This is a genomic window from Acidovorax sp. M14 (assembly GCF_049331375.1).
Taxonomy (GTDB): Bacteria; Pseudomonadota; Gammaproteobacteria; order Burkholderiales; family Burkholderiaceae_C; genus Acidovorax.
This window is the reverse complement of record NZ_CP186263.1, coordinates 4760717-4777586: the sequence shown is the minus strand read 5'-3', so window position 1 is coordinate 4777586 and position 16870 is coordinate 4760717. Positions and strand designations below refer to the sequence as shown.

Annotated in this window: 8 protein-coding genes; 3 read left to right on the top strand and 5 right to left on the bottom strand. The window is 68.4% G+C overall.

Translation table 11 applies throughout. The features are described from left to right. Positions 1-72: 72 nt before the first annotated feature. The 5 genes from ACOYR4_RS22300 to glnE all read right to left on the bottom strand — a co-directional run bounded on the left by ACOYR4_RS22300 (position 73) and on the right by glnE (position 9652). Entirely contained in the window at positions 73-3207 is a 3135-nt protein-coding gene (locus ACOYR4_RS22300; protein ID WP_422848090.1) for an efflux RND transporter permease subunit, read from the bottom strand. A 12-nt stretch (positions 3208-3219) separates the two neighbouring features. After that, the gene (locus tag ACOYR4_RS22295) at positions 3220-4446 is read right to left on the bottom strand and encodes an efflux RND transporter periplasmic adaptor subunit (protein ID WP_422848089.1); all 1227 of its coding nucleotides are present in this window, start codon (positions 4444-4446) and stop codon (positions 3220-3222) included. A 110-nt stretch (positions 4447-4556) separates the two neighbouring features. Then, positions 4557-5939, bottom strand: coding sequence for an efflux transporter outer membrane subunit (locus tag ACOYR4_RS22290; RefSeq protein WP_422848088.1), 1383 nt, complete (start codon positions 5937-5939; stop codon positions 4557-4559). Positions 5940-5946: 7 nt separating this feature from the next. Beyond that, the gene (locus tag ACOYR4_RS22285) at positions 5947-6630 is read right to left on the bottom strand and encodes a CerR family C-terminal domain-containing protein (protein WP_233250406.1); all 684 of its coding nucleotides are present in this window, start codon (positions 6628-6630) and stop codon (positions 5947-5949) included. Between the two features lie 256 nt (positions 6631-6886). Beyond that, complete coding sequence (glnE, locus tag ACOYR4_RS22280; RefSeq protein ID WP_422848087.1) at positions 6887-9652, bottom strand: bifunctional [glutamate--ammonia ligase]-adenylyl-L-tyrosine phosphorylase/[glutamate--ammonia-ligase] adenylyltransferase; 2766 nt, start codon at positions 9650-9652, stop codon at positions 6887-6889. Positions 9653-9795: 143 nt separating this feature from the next. On the opposite strand from glnE, the gene ACOYR4_RS22275 reads away from it, so the two are divergent. From ACOYR4_RS22275 to ACOYR4_RS22265, 3 genes are read left to right on the top strand one after another with little or no spacing between them, the layout of a single operon-like run. Beyond that, positions 9796-13953: a YhdP family protein gene (locus ACOYR4_RS22275; RefSeq protein WP_422848086.1), complete on the top strand. Its 4158-nt coding sequence runs from the start codon at positions 9796-9798 to the stop codon at positions 13951-13953. Then, complete coding sequence (locus tag ACOYR4_RS22270) at positions 13950-14765, top strand: carbon-nitrogen hydrolase family protein (RefSeq protein ID WP_110960799.1); 816 nt, start codon at positions 13950-13952, stop codon at positions 14763-14765. The genes ACOYR4_RS22275 and ACOYR4_RS22270 overlap by 4 nt, the downstream gene beginning before the upstream one ends. After that, complete coding sequence (locus tag ACOYR4_RS22265; protein WP_422849696.1) at positions 14744-16828, top strand: two-component system sensor histidine kinase NtrB; 2085 nt, start codon at positions 14744-14746, stop codon at positions 16826-16828. The genes ACOYR4_RS22270 and ACOYR4_RS22265 overlap by 22 nt, the downstream gene beginning before the upstream one ends. Positions 16829-16870 lie beyond the last annotated feature (42 nt).

The window sequence follows — 16870 nt, the reverse complement described above, 5'->3', positions numbered from 1 at the left end:
CAAAGCCCGCGCAACCCCCGTGATTGCCCTGCTTTTTGGGCTCACGCCGGGGGGGCGCGCCAAGTGCTGGCGTCAGGGGGCGGAATGCGGCGCTGATGGCGCCGTTGCCGTGGCTGCGGGGGCCGCCGGCGCTCCCGGGGCATGGCGCCCCCCGCGCAGGCGGCGGGCCAGCCGCCCGAACCCCTGTCCCAAGTCGTCCACCCCGGTGAACACTGCCGGAATCACCAAGAGGCTCAGCAGCGTGGAGGTGATGAGCCCGCCAATCACCGCCACCGCCATCGGCGAGCGAAAGCTCGCGTCGGCCGCGCCCAGTCCAATGGCGATGGGCAGCATGCCCGCGCCCATGGCCAGCGTGGTCATGATGATGGGCCGTGCGCGCTTGTGGCAGGCATCGATCAGCGCCTCAAAACGCGTCATGCCGTGTTCGCGCCGCGCCAGGATGGCGTATTCCACCAGCAGGATGGAGTTCTTGGTGGCAATGCCCATGAGCATGATCAGCCCGATGAGCGAGGGCATCGAGAAGCTCTTTTGTGCAATCAGCAGCCCCACAAACGCACCGCCCAGCGACAGCGGCAGCGCCGCCAGGATGGTCACCGGGTGCAGGAAGTCCTTGAACAACAGCACCAGCACGATGTAGATGCACAGCACGCCAGTGAGCATGGCCAGGCCGAAGCTGGCAAACAGCTCGCCCATCATTTCGGCGTCACCAATCGTGATCTGGCGCACGCCCGGCGGCAGGTTCTGTATGGAGGGCAGCGCCTCCACCGCCTTGGTCACGTCGCCCAGCGGCTGGCCCGACAGCTCGATCTCGAAGTTCACATTGCGTGCGCGGTCATAGCGGTCCACCACGGCCGGGCCGCCGCTGAACTCCAGCGTGGCCACCTGGCCCAGCATCACCGGGCCCTTGGCGCCGGGCACCGGCAGCCGCTCCAGCAGCGACAGGTCCTTGCGTGCATCGTCCTGCAGCTTGACGACGATGGGCACCTGGCGCGCAGCCAGGTTGAGCTTGGGCAGCGATACGTCGTAGTCACCCACCGTGGCAATGCGCAGGGTTTCGGCGATGGCGCTGCTGGTCACGCCCAGGTCGGCGGCGCGGGCAAAGTCGGGGCGCACGGCGATCTCCGACCGCACGAGGCTGGCGGTGGACGAGATGCTGCCCAGGCCGGGGATGGTGCGCAGGTCCTTCTCAACCGCCAAGGCGGCCGTGGTCAGCGCCTGCGGGTCGTCGCCGGTGAGCACCAGCACGTACTTCTCGCCCGAGCCGCCCAGGCCCACCTTGCTGCGCACGCCGGGCAGCGTCTCCAGCGCGGCGCGGATCTTGTTCTCGATGCCCTGCTTGCGCGGCCGGTCGCCGCGCGGGGACAGCAGGATGGTGAGCGTGGCCTTGCGCGTTTCGGTGCTGGCGCCGCCCATGAAGGGGTCGGTGCCGGCCGAGCCGCCGCCGATGGTGGTGTACACGCTTTGCACATGTTCCACCTGGGCGATGCGCTGGCGCGCGTCTTCGGCCACGGCACGGGTCTGCGCCAGCGTGGCGCCGGGCGGTAGCTCCAGGTACACCTGCGTCTGCGAGTTGTCGTCCGGCGGGATAAAGCCCGTGGGCAGCAGCGGGATCAGCGCCAGTGAGCCGATGAAGAACGCCGCCGTGGCTATGAAGGTCATCCACCGGTGCTTGATGCACCACGCGGCCCAGCGCAGGTACACCGTCATCCAGCGCGGCTCCTTGTGGTCACCCACGATGGGCTTGAGGATGTAGGCCGCCATCATGGGCGTGAGCAGGCGCGCCACCACCAGGCTGGCAAACACCGCGAGCGACGCCGTCCAGCCAAACTGCTTGAAGAACTTGCCCGCAATGCCGCTCATGAACGCCGTGGGCAAAAACACCGCGATCAGCGTGAAGGTGGTGGCGATCACGGCCAGGCCAATCTCGTCGGCCGCCTCCATGGCCGCCTGGTAGGGCGTCTTGCCCATGCGCAGGTGGCGCACGATGTTCTCGACTTCCACGATGGCGTCGTCCACCAAAATGCCCACCACCAGCGACAGCGCCAGCAGCGTGATCACGTTGATCGAGAAGCCCAGCCAGTACATGCCGATGAACGCCGGGATCACCGACAGCGGCAGCGCCACAGCCGATACAAACGTCGCGCGCCAGTCGCGCAGGAACAGCCACACCACCAGCACGGCCAGCAGCGCGCCCTCGTACAGCAGGTGCATGGAGCCGTCGTATTCCTCCTGCACCGGCTGCACGAAGTTGAAGGCCTCGGTGATCTCCAGGTCGGGGTGCTGCGCGCGCATCTCCTGCAGGGCTGCCTGTACGGCAGCGCCCACCTCGACTTCGCTCGCGCCCTTGCTGCGCGCCACCTCAAAACCCACCACCGGCTTGCCGTTGAGCAGGGCCAGCGCGCGGGGCTCGGCGATGGTGTCCGTCACCGTGGCCACCTGGTCCAGCCGCACATGGCGGCCGTCCGACAGGGCCAGCGTCAGGCCCGCCAGCTCCTGCGCCGACTGCACCGTGGCCAGCGTGCGCACCGGCTGCTCGCTGCCGCCCAGGTCGGTGCGGCCGCCGGCGCTCTCGGTCTGCACCAGCCGCAGCTGGCGCGACACATCGGCCGCCGTGGCGCCCAGGGACTGCAGCTTGACCGGGTCGAGTGCCACATGCACCTCGCGCTGCACACCCCCCACGCGGTTGACGGCGCCCACGCCGCGCACGGTGAGCAGCTTCTTGGCCACGGCGTCGTCCACAAACCAGGACAGCGCCTCGTCGTCCATGCGGGCCGACGCGATGGTGAAGGCCAGCACGGGCTGCGCGGCCAGGTCCATCTTGGTCACGATGGGGTCGCGCACGTCGCCCGGCAGGTCGCCGCGCACACGGGCCACGGCGGAGCGCACGTCGTCCAGCGCCTCCTGCGTAGGCTTCTCCAGCCGGAACTCGGCGGTGATGGTGGCGCCGCCGTCCTGCACCTTGGTGTAGATGTGCTTGAGGCCCTGCAGCGTGGCGATGCTGTTCTCGATCTTGCGCGCCACGTCGTTCTCCAGCTGCGCGGGCGAGGCGCCCGGCAGCGCCACGGTCACGGAGATCGTGGGCAGGTCGATGTCGGGAAAGTTCTGCACCTTCATGGCGTTGAAGGACAGCAGGCCGCCGAAGGTCAGCAGCACAAACAGCATCAGCGCCGGTATGGGGTTCTTGATGGACCAGGTGGACACATTCATGTGGAATGCTCCTTAATTGATAGCTGTTTGCGCATGATTCACTAGCGCTACAGGCACTTTTTGCATGAAATGCTCGCTGGAGGACTGCTTGCCCGCCGCTGGCGCCGCCGCAGGGGCTGCCGCAGGGGCCGCCACGCGCACGAGGTCACCATCGTTCAAAAAGCCCGCACCGCGCACGGCCACGGAGGCCCCGGCGTCCAGGCCCGACAGCACCTCGACCCGGTCGGCCACGCGGCGGCCGGTCTGGACTTTGCGCATCTGCACGCGCTGGTCGCCGCCCACCACAAACACGTACGAGAACCCGTCGCGCACCACCAGCGCCTCTTGCGGCACCGTGAGTGCGTCGCTGCTGCCCAGCGCGAATTCGCCCCGCGCAAACATCCCGGCACGGAAGTCGGTGTTGGAGGGCAGGTCCACGTAGACCAATGCATTGCGCGTCTGTGGGTCCACCGTGGGCGCGACCATGCGCACGGTGCCCTCGGCCACCGTGCCGCTGGCGGCGGTAACGCTGACCTTGGCGCCGGGCTGGATGCGCCGCAGCTCGGTGGACGTGACCTCGGCGCGCCACTCCAGGCGGCCCTTGCGCACCATGCGGAACAGCTCTGTGCCGGCACCTACCACTGCGCCCACGGTGGCGGTGCGGGCCGAGATCACGCCACTGTCAGGTGCCACCACCTGCGTGTATTTGAGGCGCAGCTGCTGCGCGTTCAGCGCGGCCTTGGACGCCTCCACGCGGGCCTTGGCGGTTTGCTCGGCAGTGGTGAACTGCTGGATCTGCTGCTGGCTAAGTGCGCCCGTGGCCTGTAGCGAGCGGGCGCGATCGGCATTGGCGGCGGCCTCGGCCGCATTGGCCTGGGCTTCGAGCAGGCTGGCGCGGCTCTGGGCCACATCGGCCAACACCGTGTCGGCCGAGAAGGTGGCCAGCACCTGCCCGGCCTTGACCACATCGCCCACGTTCACACGCACGTCGGTCAGGCGCAGGCCGTTGCTCTCGGCCCCAATGCTCGCCTCTTGCCAGGCCGCGATGTTGCCATTGGCGGCCAGGCGCAGCGGCACCTGCATGCGCTGCGGTTGCGCCGTGCTGACGGTGAGCGCAGGCCGGGGCTGGCCCGCCTTGGGTTCATCGGCGGCACGCGATGCACCCGAGAAAACCAGCGCACCGCCCGTGGCCAGCACGCAGGCGGTGATCACGGCGAAGGCGGTGGGGGAAAACTTGAAGGAGAAGGAGGAGTGTTGCATGTGCATCTGTCCTGAAAAATTCATATCCGCTGTGCATGGTGTTGGGCGCAGCCCACTGCGCTTGAAACCGGCGATGCGCAGACGAGGCGCAAAGCGCCTCAGGGGGTGTCTCATAGCTTCCATCCGCCGCCAGCGGCGCGGTACAGCGCAATCCAGGCGGTCTGGCGCTCGTGCTGCAGCGCGATCAGCGCGTTGTCGGCGGCCAGCGCTGTGCGCCGGGCGTCTTCCAGCTCCACCAGGCTGGCCAGGTCGCCGCGCCAGCGCGCCTCGGTCGCCTCGAACGATGCGCGGTAGCCGTCGGCGGCAGTGCGCGCACTGGCACTGCGCTCGGCCGTGCTTTGCAGGCGCACCAGGGCTTGCTCGACCTCGCTCACGGCCTGGCGCACCTTGGCCCGGTACTGCGAGGCGGCCTCGTCATAGCGGGCCTGCGCCGCATCGGTCTGCGCAGCGCGGCGACCACCGTCAAAGAGGGGCACACTGAGCGCCAGCGGGCCGATGGTCCAGGTGTTCAGGTCGGTGCTCACGCCCCCCGTGCGCACCTGGGCTGCGCCCACGCTGCCGCTGAGGGTCAGACGTGGATAGCGCTGGGCCTGGGCGCTGGCGACGTCGGCGCTGGCAGCCGCTACTTCGCGCTCAGCGTTGTACACGTCGGGGCGCTGGGCCAGCACCTGCGCGGGCAGTGCGTCCACGGTAAACAGCGTGTCCGGGGCAGCAGCCACCGGCTCGGCCAGCCGGGTGCGCAGCGTGGGTTCTTCCCAGCCGGTGAGCGCCACCAGGGCCTTGACTTCCACATCGCATTGCATGCGCTGCTGCGAGGCGCGGGCCTGGGCTTCGGCGGCGCTGGCACGGGCCAGTGCGGCCGTGGCGGGCGCGGTGAAGCCCGCGCGCTCACTCAACTGAGACAGGCGAGACGTTTCACCACGGGACTGCGCGTCGCGCTCGGCCACCTGCTGCTGGGCCAGGCAGGTGCGGATGCTGCTGGTCTGCTGTGCTACTTCGGCCGCCACGCTCACACGCGCCTCGTGCCACAGGGCCTGTGCGCCCGCCAGCCGCTCATCGGCCGCAGTTTTGGCGGCGCGGTTGGCGCCAAACAGGTCCAGCTCCCAGCTGGCCTGCAGTCCGGCCTGCGATGTGGTGGCCACGCGGGCCAGTTGGTCATTGAAGCCCCGGCTGGCGCTGGCCTGAGCGTCAAGCGCGGGCAACAACGCCGCCCGGCTACCGACTTGCGTGGCGCGGGCCTGCGCAATGCGCGACTGGGCCTGCGCGATGCCGGGGCTCACGGCCTGGGCGGCGTCGATCAGCTCGACCAGCAGCGGATCTTGCAGCTGGGTCCACCAGCGGGCCATGTCCGTGAGGGAGCCCTGGTGCGGCAAGGGGGCCTGCCAGCCCATGGGCACGGGTGTTTCGACCTGGGCTGGGGGTGCGGTGGTGGAGCAGGCCACCAGTGGCAGGACCAGCGCCAGCCACAGGGGTTTGTGTGAGATCAGTCGCATGTGCAAGTCACTCTGGGGTACGGGAAGAGGAGGTTTTTTTGGCGGACGCAGCAGCGCGGGCCGTAGCGCGGCGCTGGCGCTCCCCGTCCACCATGAACTGGGCAAAGTCCACCAGCCGTGATGTGGTGGCGGCCAGCCCCCGTGGCGTGGCGGTGAGTCCGGGGCGCACCGCCTGCACCACGTCGCGGCCCACGTAGTACTGCAGCGCCAGGGCGGTGATGGCCATGGCAAGACGGTGTACGTCGTCATCGGCGGTTTTCAGGCCGAACTCCTTGCACAGCAGACCCACGAGCGCGGCGTGCGCGGGCTTGATCTCGCACTCCAGCTCCTGCTGCCACAGCCCGGTCGGGTCCAGCATTTCGCGAAAGTGCAAGCGCATGCACAGCTCGACCAGATCGCCTTCGTGCAGGGGCTGCATGAAACTCTGGATCAGCAGTTCGATGAACGCAGGCAAGGTGTCCGGCCAGGCATCCACGGCGATGGGGCTGCCCATGGGTTCGGTGAACGCCGCGCGGTACAGCCCGTTCTTGTCGCCAAAGTAGTAGCTGATGGAGGCCGGGTTGACCCCCGCCGCCTGGGCAATGTCGCGGATGGATGCCTTGGCAAAGCCGTTTTCGGCAAAGAGGCGCAACGCTGCGTGCAGCAGCCGTGCGCGGGCCTGCGCGCCTTCCGTAGGCGGTGGAGGGGGCATGGAAGGCCGGGGCGACCTGGAGGCTGAATCTGACATGGAGCCGGATTACAGCACTATTTAATCAAACGATTGATTAAATTTTTGTTTCAGAAAATGTCGAAGGTGTTTCGGCGGTGTCTCTGCCCGTGCGGAGCGGCTGTTTGGAGCGGGGGCTGGGCAGATCGGATGGAGGTTTTGCACCATCCGAATATAGGGTGTGGAAGGGGAAGGCGACCCCTCCAGAAGTCGGCCGTCCCCTGCGCTGTGCGCCCGTCGATCAGACCGATGCGGCGGCAGAGCCGAAGACCGCTGCCCACAGCGCCAGCACGGCATCGCGCTCTGTCTGCAGTGCGGGGGGCGTGACCTGGGTGGGCGCCTCGTCCAGGCGCGCCACGTGCTGCACCCGGCGCAGTTCGCGGTAAGCGTCGGCGGCTGCGTGGCCCACACCGGCAGGCAGCAGGCCCACTTGCTCGGCGCGCTGCAGCAGCGCAATGTTGCCCAGGTTGCCGCGCAACTCGGGGTGGGCCGCAGACTGCGACAGCACCAGGTACTGCACGGCAAACTCGGCGTCCACCATGCCGCCCGGGCTGTGCTTCACATCGAAGCGGCCGGCGGGCGTGGGGTGGGCCGAGCGCACCCGCTCGCGCATGGTCACGATCTCGTCCTTCAACGCCAGCGGGTCGCGGGCGGAGGTGATCACGGCCTCACGCACGGCGTCGAAGCGCTCGCGCAAGGCCTCGCTGCCCATCACAAAGCGCGCACGGGTCATGGCCTGGTGTTCCCAGGTCCAGGCGGTGTTGCTGCCGCGTTGCTGCTGGTAGTTGGCATAGGCTTCAAAGCTCGTGACCAGAAGGCCCGAGTTGCCGTTGGGCCGCAGGGCCGTGTCGATCTCGTACAGGTCGCCCTCGCCCGTCTTGACGGTCAGCCAGTTGATGAGCTTGCGCACAAAGGCCGCGTACACCTCGGGGGCGCGCTCATCGTCGTCGTCGAACACAAAGACGATGTCCAGGTCGCTGCCGTAGCCCAGCTCCTTGCCGCCCAGCTTGCCGTAGCCAATGATGGCGAACTGGGGCTCGTCGCGGTGGCGGCTCTTGAGGCGGCTCCAGCACCACTGGCTGGTGATGCGCAGCACGCTGTCGGCCAGCGCGCTGAGGTCGTCGGCCACCTGCTCGACCGTGATGCGGCGCTCCACGTCGCGCGCCAGGGTGCGGAAGGTTTCGGCATGCTGCGCACGGCGCAGCAGGTTGAGCAGGGTTTCGTCGTCGTCCTCACCGGTGGAGCGCAGCGACGCCAGGCGCATGCCCAACTCGCGTTCAAAGTCGGCCACCACAAAACGCTCGGACAGCAGTGCGTCGCCCACCAGCTCGTCGATCACGCCGGGGTGCTGCAGAAGGTACCGTGCGGGCCATTTGGCCGCGCCCAGCAGGTGCAGCAGCTGTTCGTGCACCGAAGGCCGCTCCAGCAACAGCGCCAGATAGCTCTCGCGCCGCAGCAGCGGCTCCAGCCAGTTGGCCAGGCGCACGGTCGCCTCTTCGGTGACGCGTCCTTCCTTGAGCCACTGGGCCGTGCGCTGCACCAGGCGGAACAGGCGCGCGCGCGCTTCGTCACGCAGACCGGCCACGCGCGGGTGGTTGCGCCACTCGGCCACACGCTCGCGAAAGCCCGGTGGCAGCTGCTCCAGCAGGCCTTCCAGTTCCGGGGGCGGCGGTGCCGCTGCCCGGGGGCCGCCACAGCCGCCGCCGCTGCATTGCTTTTTGCCGTTGCCTCCCAGCAGGGTGTCGAACTCCTGGGCCACCAGCTCACGGTGTGCGTCCAGCTCGTGCAGGAAGGCGCAGCAGTCCTTGTAGCCCAGGGTGCTGGCGATCCAGGCCAGGTCGTCATCGCGCGTGGGCAGCACGTGGGTCTGCTGGTCGTCCAGGTACTGGATGCGGTGCTCCACCCGGCGCAAAAACACATAGGCCCGGGCCAGCGCGTCGGCGGTCTCCTGGGGCATCAGGCCCGCGTGGGCCAGGCGCTGCAGCGCATCCAGCGTAGGGCGGCGGCGCAGCTCGGGGAACTGCCCGCCGCGCACCACCTGCAGCAGCTGCACGGTGAATTCGATCTCGCGGATGCCGCCGCGCGAGAGCTTGACGTCGTTGGCGCGCTCGGGGTGCCCGGCGCTGCGTTTGGACGCATGGTCCCGGATCTGGCTGTGCAGCGAACGCAGCGCGTCGAACACGCTGTAGTCCAGGTAGCGGCGGAACACAAACGGCAGGACCACGCCGCGCAGTGCTTGCACCTCGGGGCGGCCAATGCAGTCGCGCGGGGCCACTACACGGCTCTTGAGCCAGGCAAAACGTTCCCATTCGCGGCCCTGCACCTGCAGGTATTCCTCCAGCGCGGCCAGGGATACCGACGCGGGGCCCGAGTTGCCGTTGGGCCGCAGGGCAAGGTCCACCCGGAAGACAAAGCCATGCTCGGTGGTGTCGCCCACCAGGCTGTAGATGGCCTTGACGGCGCGCGCAAAGTATTCGTGGTTGGAGATGCGGCCCCGGCCATCGGGCATGCCGGCGGTTTCGCCATCGTGCTCATACACATAGATGAGGTCGATGTCGCTGGAAACGTTGAGCTCGCGGGCGCCCAGCTTGCCCATGCCGATGATCCACAGCTGCACGGGCTGGCCCTGCGGGCCGCGCGGTGCGCCATGGCGTTCGTCCAGCTCGCGGCGCGCCTGCTGGCAGGCGCGGTCCAGGGCCAGCTCGGCCAGTTCGGTCACGGCCCGGGTGATGTCGGCCAGGGGTGTCTGCGCTTCGCAGTCCAGCTGGATCAGCCGTTCCATGACCAGCTGGCGCAGCACGCGCAGCGCGGTTCCGGTATCGCAGCCACGTGCGCACAGGGCGTCGTAGGCCTGTTCCATGGTCGCGAGCACCGGGACGCCCGGGGGCAGCAGCGGAAGGTCGTTGGCGTAGCGGCGGTGCAGGCGCTGGTAGAAGCGGGAATGTTCGGCCAGGGGGCCCTCGGGCAGGGGCTGGTGGCAGCGGGGGTCAGACAGAGAGGGATGCATGGCAGCCACAGCCGGATGTTGGACGGGGAGCGGGGTGCTGGTGTGCGGGCCCGACGGCATACAAAAGCTCACTGGGCACTCGGGTCACGAGTGAACCCACGCCAGGGCTGCGGGTCATAATTCCTGCCACTTTCCATCTCACCATGATCGATCCCACCTCGCACCCCTCACGCCTGCTGAAAATAGTTGCAGGTTTTGCGCGGTGGTCGCTGGGCTTGTTGCTCGCGTTCTGGCTGCTGCTGACCATCGCATGGGGGGCTCTTCATGGCTGGATTGTGCCGCGAATCGGTGATTTCCGCCCACAGTTGCAGGCGCAGGCCGCACGGGTATTGGGGGTTCCCGTGCAGATCGGCGCCATCGTGGCCCGCACCGAGGGGTTGATCCCGTCCATCGAGCTGTCTGACGTCGCGCTGCTGGATGCCTCGGGCCGCAGTGCGTTGCACCTGCCTCGGGTGGTCGTGGCGCTGTCACCCCGTTCGTTGTTGCAGTGGGGGTTTGAGCAGCTTTACATCGAAGGCCCGGACCTGGATGTGCGGCGCGCGAGCGACGGGCGCATCTATGTGGCGGGGCTGGAGTTTGCCGAGAACCAGGGCGATAGCAGCGCGGCGGCCGACTGGTTGTTCTCGCAGGGCGAGGTCTATATCAAGAGTGGCACGGTGCGCTGGACCGACGAGCAGCGCGGCGCCCCCGAGCTGGCGCTGGAAAAGGTGGACCTGGTTTTGCGCAACGGCAACTGGCACCACAACCTTCGGGTGGATGCCACACCGCCGCCGGAATGGGGCGACCGTTTCAGTCTGGTCGGTCTGTTTCGCGCGCCGCTGCTGCGCGCCCGCGATGGCAACTGGAAGCACTGGAGCGGCCAGGTGTTTGCCCATTTCACGCGGGTCGATGTGTCGCACCTGCGGCACCACGCCGATGTGGGCATCGAGGTGGCGCAAGGCCGGGGCGCGCTGCGGGCCTGGGCAGATGTGCGCAGCGGCCAGGTGGTGGGGGGCACGGCCGACCTGGCGCTGGCCGATGTGAACACCACGCTGGCCGCCGATCTGCGCCCGCTGGTTCTTCCTTCCATCCAGGGCCGGCTGGGGGGGCGGAGGCTCACCGGCGGCTTTGAATTCTCGACGCAGGCGCTGCAGTTCCAGACCGATGATGGCCTGACCTGGCCCGGTGGCAACTTGCGGCTGGTGCACACCGATGCCAACGGCAAGGCCCCGGCGCAAGGCGAGTTGCGGGCCGACCGGCTGGACCTGGCGGCCCTGGCGCAGGTGGCCAGCCGCCTGCCGCTGGGGACGGCCGCCCACGACGCCTTGCGCACCTACACGCCCCAAGGACTGGTGGACGAGATCCAGGCCACCTGGAAGGGGCCGCTGGATGCGCTGCAGCAGTACCAGGTCAAGGGGCGCATCCAGGGGCTGGCGCTGGCCGGTGCCACTGATGGCGCAACCCCCGCCCACCTGGGCCTGCGGGGCGCCAACGTGGACATCGACATGACCCAGGCAGGGGGCAAGGCGGCGCTGACCATGGCGTCGGGGGCGCTGGTGCTGCCGGGGGTTTTTGAGGAGCCAGTTCTGCCGCTCGACCGGCTCAGTGCCGACGTGCGCTGGCAGGTGGACGGTGGCCGCATCGCCGTGCAGGCCAACGATGTGCAGTTTGCCAATGCCGACGCTCAGGGAGATGCCCGTGCCACCTGGCACACCAGCGACCCCTCCAAGGCGCCCCACCGGTCGCGTTTTCCGGGGGTGCTGGACCTCACCGGCACGCTGCACCGCGCCGACGGCACACGCGTGCACCGCTACCTGCCCTTGTCGATCCCCGTCGAATCCCGCCACTACGTGCGCGATGCGGTGGTCGCCGGCAGCGCCAGCAATGTGCAGTTCCGCGTCAAGGGCGATCTGCACGACCTGCCTTTCAATGACCCCAAGCAGGGCGAGTTCCGCATTGCGGCGCGCGTCAAGGACGTCACCTACGCCTACGTACCCACCGCGCTGCAACCCGCAGGCACCCTGCCCTGGCCTGCGCTGACCGATCTGGGGGGCGAGCTGATTTTTGAACGCTCGTCCATGCAGGTGCGCGGCGCCAGCGGCGGCTTTGCGGGTAGCAAGGGCTTGCGGCTGTCCAAGGTCGAGGCGCGCATTCCAGACCTGGCGCATACCGTGGTCGGCGTGAGTGCCGATGCGCGCGGCCCGCTGGCCGAGCTGCTCACGCTCATGACCACCTCGCCGCTGGGCCGTATGACGGGCAATGCGCTGGAGCAGGCCAGCGGCACGGGCAACGCCGACTTCCAGCTGCGGTTGAGCCTGCCCATCAGCGACATCAACAAATCCAAGGTGCAGGGCAGCGTCACGCTGGCGGGCAACGAACTGCGCATCACCCCCGACACCCCTGCACTCACCCGCGTGCGTGGCGCCGTGCAGTTCAGCGAGACCGGGTTTTCGCTGTCCAATGTGCAGGCCCAGGCGCTGGGCGGCCCCGTGCGGCTGGAAGGCGGCATGCGCGCGCTGGCGGCCAATGCCCCGGCCACCGAGTCGGCGGTGCAGATCCGTGCCCAGGGGACAGCCACGGCCGAGGGGCTGCAGCAAACCCCGCAGCTGGGTATGTTGTCGCAACTGGCGCGGCGGGCCACCGGCAGCGCACCGTACACACTGGCCCTGTCTTTTCGACGCGGGGTGCCTGAGCTGCAGGTGAACACCAGCCTGCAGGGCCTGGCCCTGGCCTTGCCGCCCCCGCTGGGCAAGGCTGCGGACAGCAGCCTGCCCCTGCGCTTCGACAACCAGGTGGCGCGCGAATCGTTGGCGGGCTTGGCGAACAACAACGGCAACGGGAGCAATGCCCCACCGCTGCGAGACCAGATCACGCTCGACCTGGGGCCGCTCGGATCGGCCACCTATGTGCGCGACCTGAGCGGCCCCCAGCCCCGCGTGCTGCGCGGCGCCATCGGTGTGGGCCTGAGCAATGGCGAGTTCGCCCCCATGCCTTCACAAGGTGTGGCCGCCAACATCAACCAGGGCAAGCTGGACGTGGATGCGTGGGACGATGTGCTCACCCGGGCCACTGCCGCCGAGTCCACCGCGCGCAGCGCTGGAGCGACCGCCGCACCGGTGGGGCAGGCCATGGCGCAGGACTATCTGCCCACCACGCTGGCGCTGCGTGCGCGGGAACTCACTCTGCAAGGCCGCACCTTGCACAACGTGGTGGCAGGCGCGCTGCGGGAGGGCACCACCTGGCGTGCCAACCTCGATGCCACCGAACTCAATGGCTATCTGGAATATCGCCAGCCTGGGTCGCCCGAGTTCAGCAACGGCCGCTTGTTTGCCCGCCTGTCGCGGGTGAACATGCCGCAAAGTGATGTGACCCAGGTCGAAGAGCTGCTCAACGAGCAACCGGGCAACTTGCCCGCGCTGGACATTGTGGTGGACGACTTTGAGCTGCGGGGCAAGCGGCTGGGGCGGGTGGAGATGGAGGCCCAGAACCGGGGCGGTGAGGGCGTGTTGCGTGAGTGGCGCCTGTCCAAGTTCAACATCACCGCGCCCGAGGCCGCGTTCACCGCCAGTGGCAACTGGGCAGTGCTCAACGCCGCTGCGGCCGGCCCCCGCTCTGCCGAGCGGCGCACGGTGCTGAGCTTCAAGCTCGATATTCGCGATTCGGGCGACCTGCTGGCTCGCCTGGGCATGGCCAACGTGGTGCGGCGTGGCAAGGGCCGCATGGAGGGTCAGGTGGGCTGGATTGGCGCGCCGTTCAGCCCCGACTACCGCAGCATGACCGGGCAGATCAACCTGAATGTCGAGTCCGGCCAGTTTCTCAAGGCCGATCCCGGGCTGGCCAAGCTGCTGGGCGTGCTCAGTTTGCAGTCGCTGCCGCGCCGGCTGACTCTCGATTTTCGGGATGTGTTCAGCGAAGGCTTCGCGTTCGATTTTGTGCGGGGCGATGTGCGCATCGAGCGCGGCGTGGCCACCACCAACAACCTGCAGATGAAGGGCGTCAACGCAGCCGTGCTGATGGAAGGCAGCGCCAACATCGACCAGGAAACGCAGGACCTGCGTGTGGTCGTGGTGCCTGAGATCAATGCCATGACCGCCTCGCTCGTGGCCACGGCCATCAACCCGGTGATTGGCCTGGGCAGCTTTTTGGCCCAGGTGTTTTTGCGTGGCCCGCTCATTGAGGCGGCCACGCAGGAGTTCCGCATCGACGGTACCTGGACCGATCCCCGGGTGGTGCGCGTGGCGCGCCGCGCACGCGAAGCGAGCCCTGCCACCGAAGCGGCGCCCCGCGCCAGCCCACCCCCCAAGACCGGAGAACCTTCATGAAAGTCGCTGCCATCCAGATGGTGTCCAGCACCGCGCTGGACGACAACCTGCGGGTTGCGCGTGAGCTGCTGGAGCAGGCTGCGCTGGGCGGCGCCGAGCTGGCGGTGTTGCCAGAGTATTTTTGTCTGATGGGATACAAGGACACCGACAAGCTCGCCTTGCGCGAGACCGCAGGCTCCGGAGTGATCCAGCAGTTTCTGGCTGACACCGCACGCGCGCTGCAGATATGGATTGTGGGGGGCACCCTGCCTATGGCCACCGATGCGCCGGACCGGGTGCGGAATACCACGCTGGTCTTTGACCCGACGGGTGCCTGCGTTGCGCGCTACGACAAGATCCACCTCTTTCGCTTCAGCAACGGCGCTGAACAGTACGACGAAGGCCGGGTCATCGACGCTGGCGATACCCCGGTGCAGTTTGACTTGCAAGCGCGCAGTGGTCAGCGCTGGCGCGTGGGGTTGTCCGTGTGTTACGACCTGCGCTTTCCGGAGCTGTACCGCGCGCATGCCCGAGCGGGGGCCGACCTGCTGCTGGTGCCCAGCGCCTTCACGCACACCACGGGCCAGGCGCACTGGGAGGTGTTGCTGCGTGCCCGCGCGGTAGAAAACCTGGCCTATGTGCTGGCCCCCGCCCAAGGCGGGGTGCACGCCAACGGTCGCCACACCTGGGGCCACAGCATGCTGGTGGACCCCTGGGGCAGCATCCTCGCGCAGCGCGATCAGGGTGCTGGCGTGGTGGCCGGCGAGCTGGATGTGCAGCGCCTGAGTGCCGTGCGCGCCCAGCTGCCCGCATTGACCCACCGCGTGCTGTGAAACCCACCCCCGTCAAACGCACCCTGCTGCAGCGCTGGCGCGGCGCCTGGCGGCGCTGGTCGTTGTGGACTGCGCTGGTGCTGCTCGTGGTCTCCATGCTGGCCACCATGGTGTGGCTGGCCGGACGCTATGAAGCCAGCCAGGTGCAGACGCGCCTGGAGCGCGACACGGCCGATGCAGTCTCGGACATCCGCACCGCGCTGACGCACAACCTGCAAAGCCTGCAGGCCCTGCCCAGTGACAACCCGAGCCACCTCGCCTGGGAGGTCGAGGCGTCCGACCTGCTGCGCAACCGGCGCGAGCTGGTGCGCATTGAGTTGCGCGATGCCAACCTGCGCATGCGCACCCACGTGCAGTCGCCCTACCGCCCGGTGGCCTGGGACATGCGGCTGCGCGACAGCGGCCAGTCGGATCTCACCATCGCCTGCGCCAACGCGCGTCGCCTGGGGGGGCCGGCGTATTCCAGCAGCTACTTCCAACCCCATGGCGACGGCCTGGGCTCGGAGATGATGGAGCTGTGTGTTCCGCTATCGGCCAGCGGCCGCCCCCTGGGGTATCTCGTCGCGACCTATGCGCTGCAGGACATCCTGGCGAATCTGGTGGGGCACAACCTCACGCGCAGCCAGGAAGCCTCCTTCACCGAGGCCGACGGCACCCGGCTGGCGGTGCTGGGCGCGGCGCGCCGGGGGTCGCGCATGTTTTCGGCGCAGCACCTGCTGGACTTGCCGGGCAGCACGCTGGTGCTGCGCATGGACAGCTGGCACAGCGCTCCCAGCCTGTTTCCCAATGTGCTGACGGCCCTGGTGACGGCCATGTCGATTGCGCTGGTGACGGTGATGGTGGTGCTGGTGCGCGACAACCGCCGCCGCCTGCGCGCGGAGCGCGACCTGGCCGATGCGCTGGCTTTTCGCAAGGCGATGGAGGACTCGCTGGTGACCGGGCTGCGCGCGCGCGACCTGGAGGGGCGCATCACCTACGTCAACCCGGCCTTTTGCGAGATGGTGGGTTTCAGCCCGCAGGAGCTGCTGGGTCTGAGCATGTCTGCACCCTACTGGCCACCCGAGCGTGTGGAGGAATACCGCCACCGCCAGGCCATCCGCTTTGCAGGCACCATGCCTCCGCGCGAGGGCTTCGAGTCCGAGTTCATGCGCAAGGACGGCACGCGGTTTCCCGTGCTGATCATCGAGGCGCCGCTCATCAATGCCCAAGGCCAGCACACGGGCTGGATGAGCGCGTTCCTGGACATCAGCGAGCAGCGCCGGGTCGAGGAGCTGTCCCGTGCCTCGCAGGAGCGTCTGCAGGCCACGGCACGGCTGGCCACGGTCGGCGAGATGGCCTCGTTGCTCAGCCACGAACTCAACCAGCCGCTGGCCGCCATCTCCAGCTACGCCAACGGCTCTATCAACCTGCTGGAACATGCCACGCCCGCCAGCGTCGGAGCCAGTGCCGGTGCGTCCACCCCCGAACACGATGCCCTGGAGGATGTGCGCATGGCCATGCGCCAGATCGCCCGACAGGCCGAGCGGGCGGGCCGCGTGATCAAGAGCGTGCACGACTTTGTGCGGCGCCGCGACCAGGCCCGCGAGGCCGTGCATGCGCAGCAATTGCTCGATGCCATCCTGCCGCTGGTGAGCCTGCAGGCCCGCAAGCTGGGGGTGCGCGTGAACACCTCCATCGAGCCCGGCCTGGCGCCCGCGCTGTGCGACCGCACCATGGTGGAGCAGGTGCTGCTGAACCTGGCGCGCAACGCCATGCAGGCCATGGATGACCCTGGTGTGCGCAATCGTGTGCTGGATATCCGGGTGCGGCGTGCGGCCTCCAACCCGCACAATGGCTGGATTGAATTTGCCGTGACCGACGTGGGAACCGGGATTCCTCCCGAAGTCGCAGAAAAGCTGTTCACCCCGTTCTTCACCACCCGCCCCGAGGGCATGGGCCTGGGGCTGAGCATGTGCCGCACCGTCATCGAACAACACGGCGGTTTCCTCGGATTTGCGCCGAATGAACCCCGTGGTACGGTATTTACATTCACGCTGCCCGTGAGCAATGGCGCCACATCCTGAGGCTTATGGCACGGGCCTGCGACTAGCCCTGGCGGTCTCATC

Excerpts from the sequence above, each read along its gene's own strand:
- ACOYR4_RS22290 (WP_422848088.1), bottom strand. The coding sequence starts at position 5,939 with ATGCGACTGATCTCACACAAACCCCTGTGGCTGGCGCTGGTCCTGCCA.
- ACOYR4_RS22270 (WP_110960799.1), top strand. The coding sequence starts at position 13,950 with ATGAAAGTCGCTGCCATCCAGATGGTGTCCAGCACCGCGCTGGACGAC.
- ACOYR4_RS22295 (WP_422848089.1), bottom strand. The coding sequence starts at position 4,446 with ATGCAACACTCCTCCTTCTCCTTCAAGTTTTCCCCCACCGCCTTCGCC.
- glnE (WP_422848087.1), bottom strand. The coding sequence starts at position 9,652 with ATGCATCCCTCTCTGTCTGACCCCCGCTGCCACCAGCCCCTGCCCGAG.
- ACOYR4_RS22275 (WP_422848086.1), top strand. The coding sequence starts at position 9,796 with ATGATCGATCCCACCTCGCACCCCTCACGCCTGCTGAAAATAGTTGCA.
- ACOYR4_RS22300 (WP_422848090.1), bottom strand. The coding sequence starts at position 3,207 with ATGAATGTGTCCACCTGGTCCATCAAGAACCCCATACCGGCGCTGATG.
- ACOYR4_RS22285 (WP_233250406.1), bottom strand. The coding sequence starts at position 6,630 with ATGCCCCCTCCACCGCCTACGGAAGGCGCGCAGGCCCGCGCACGGCTG.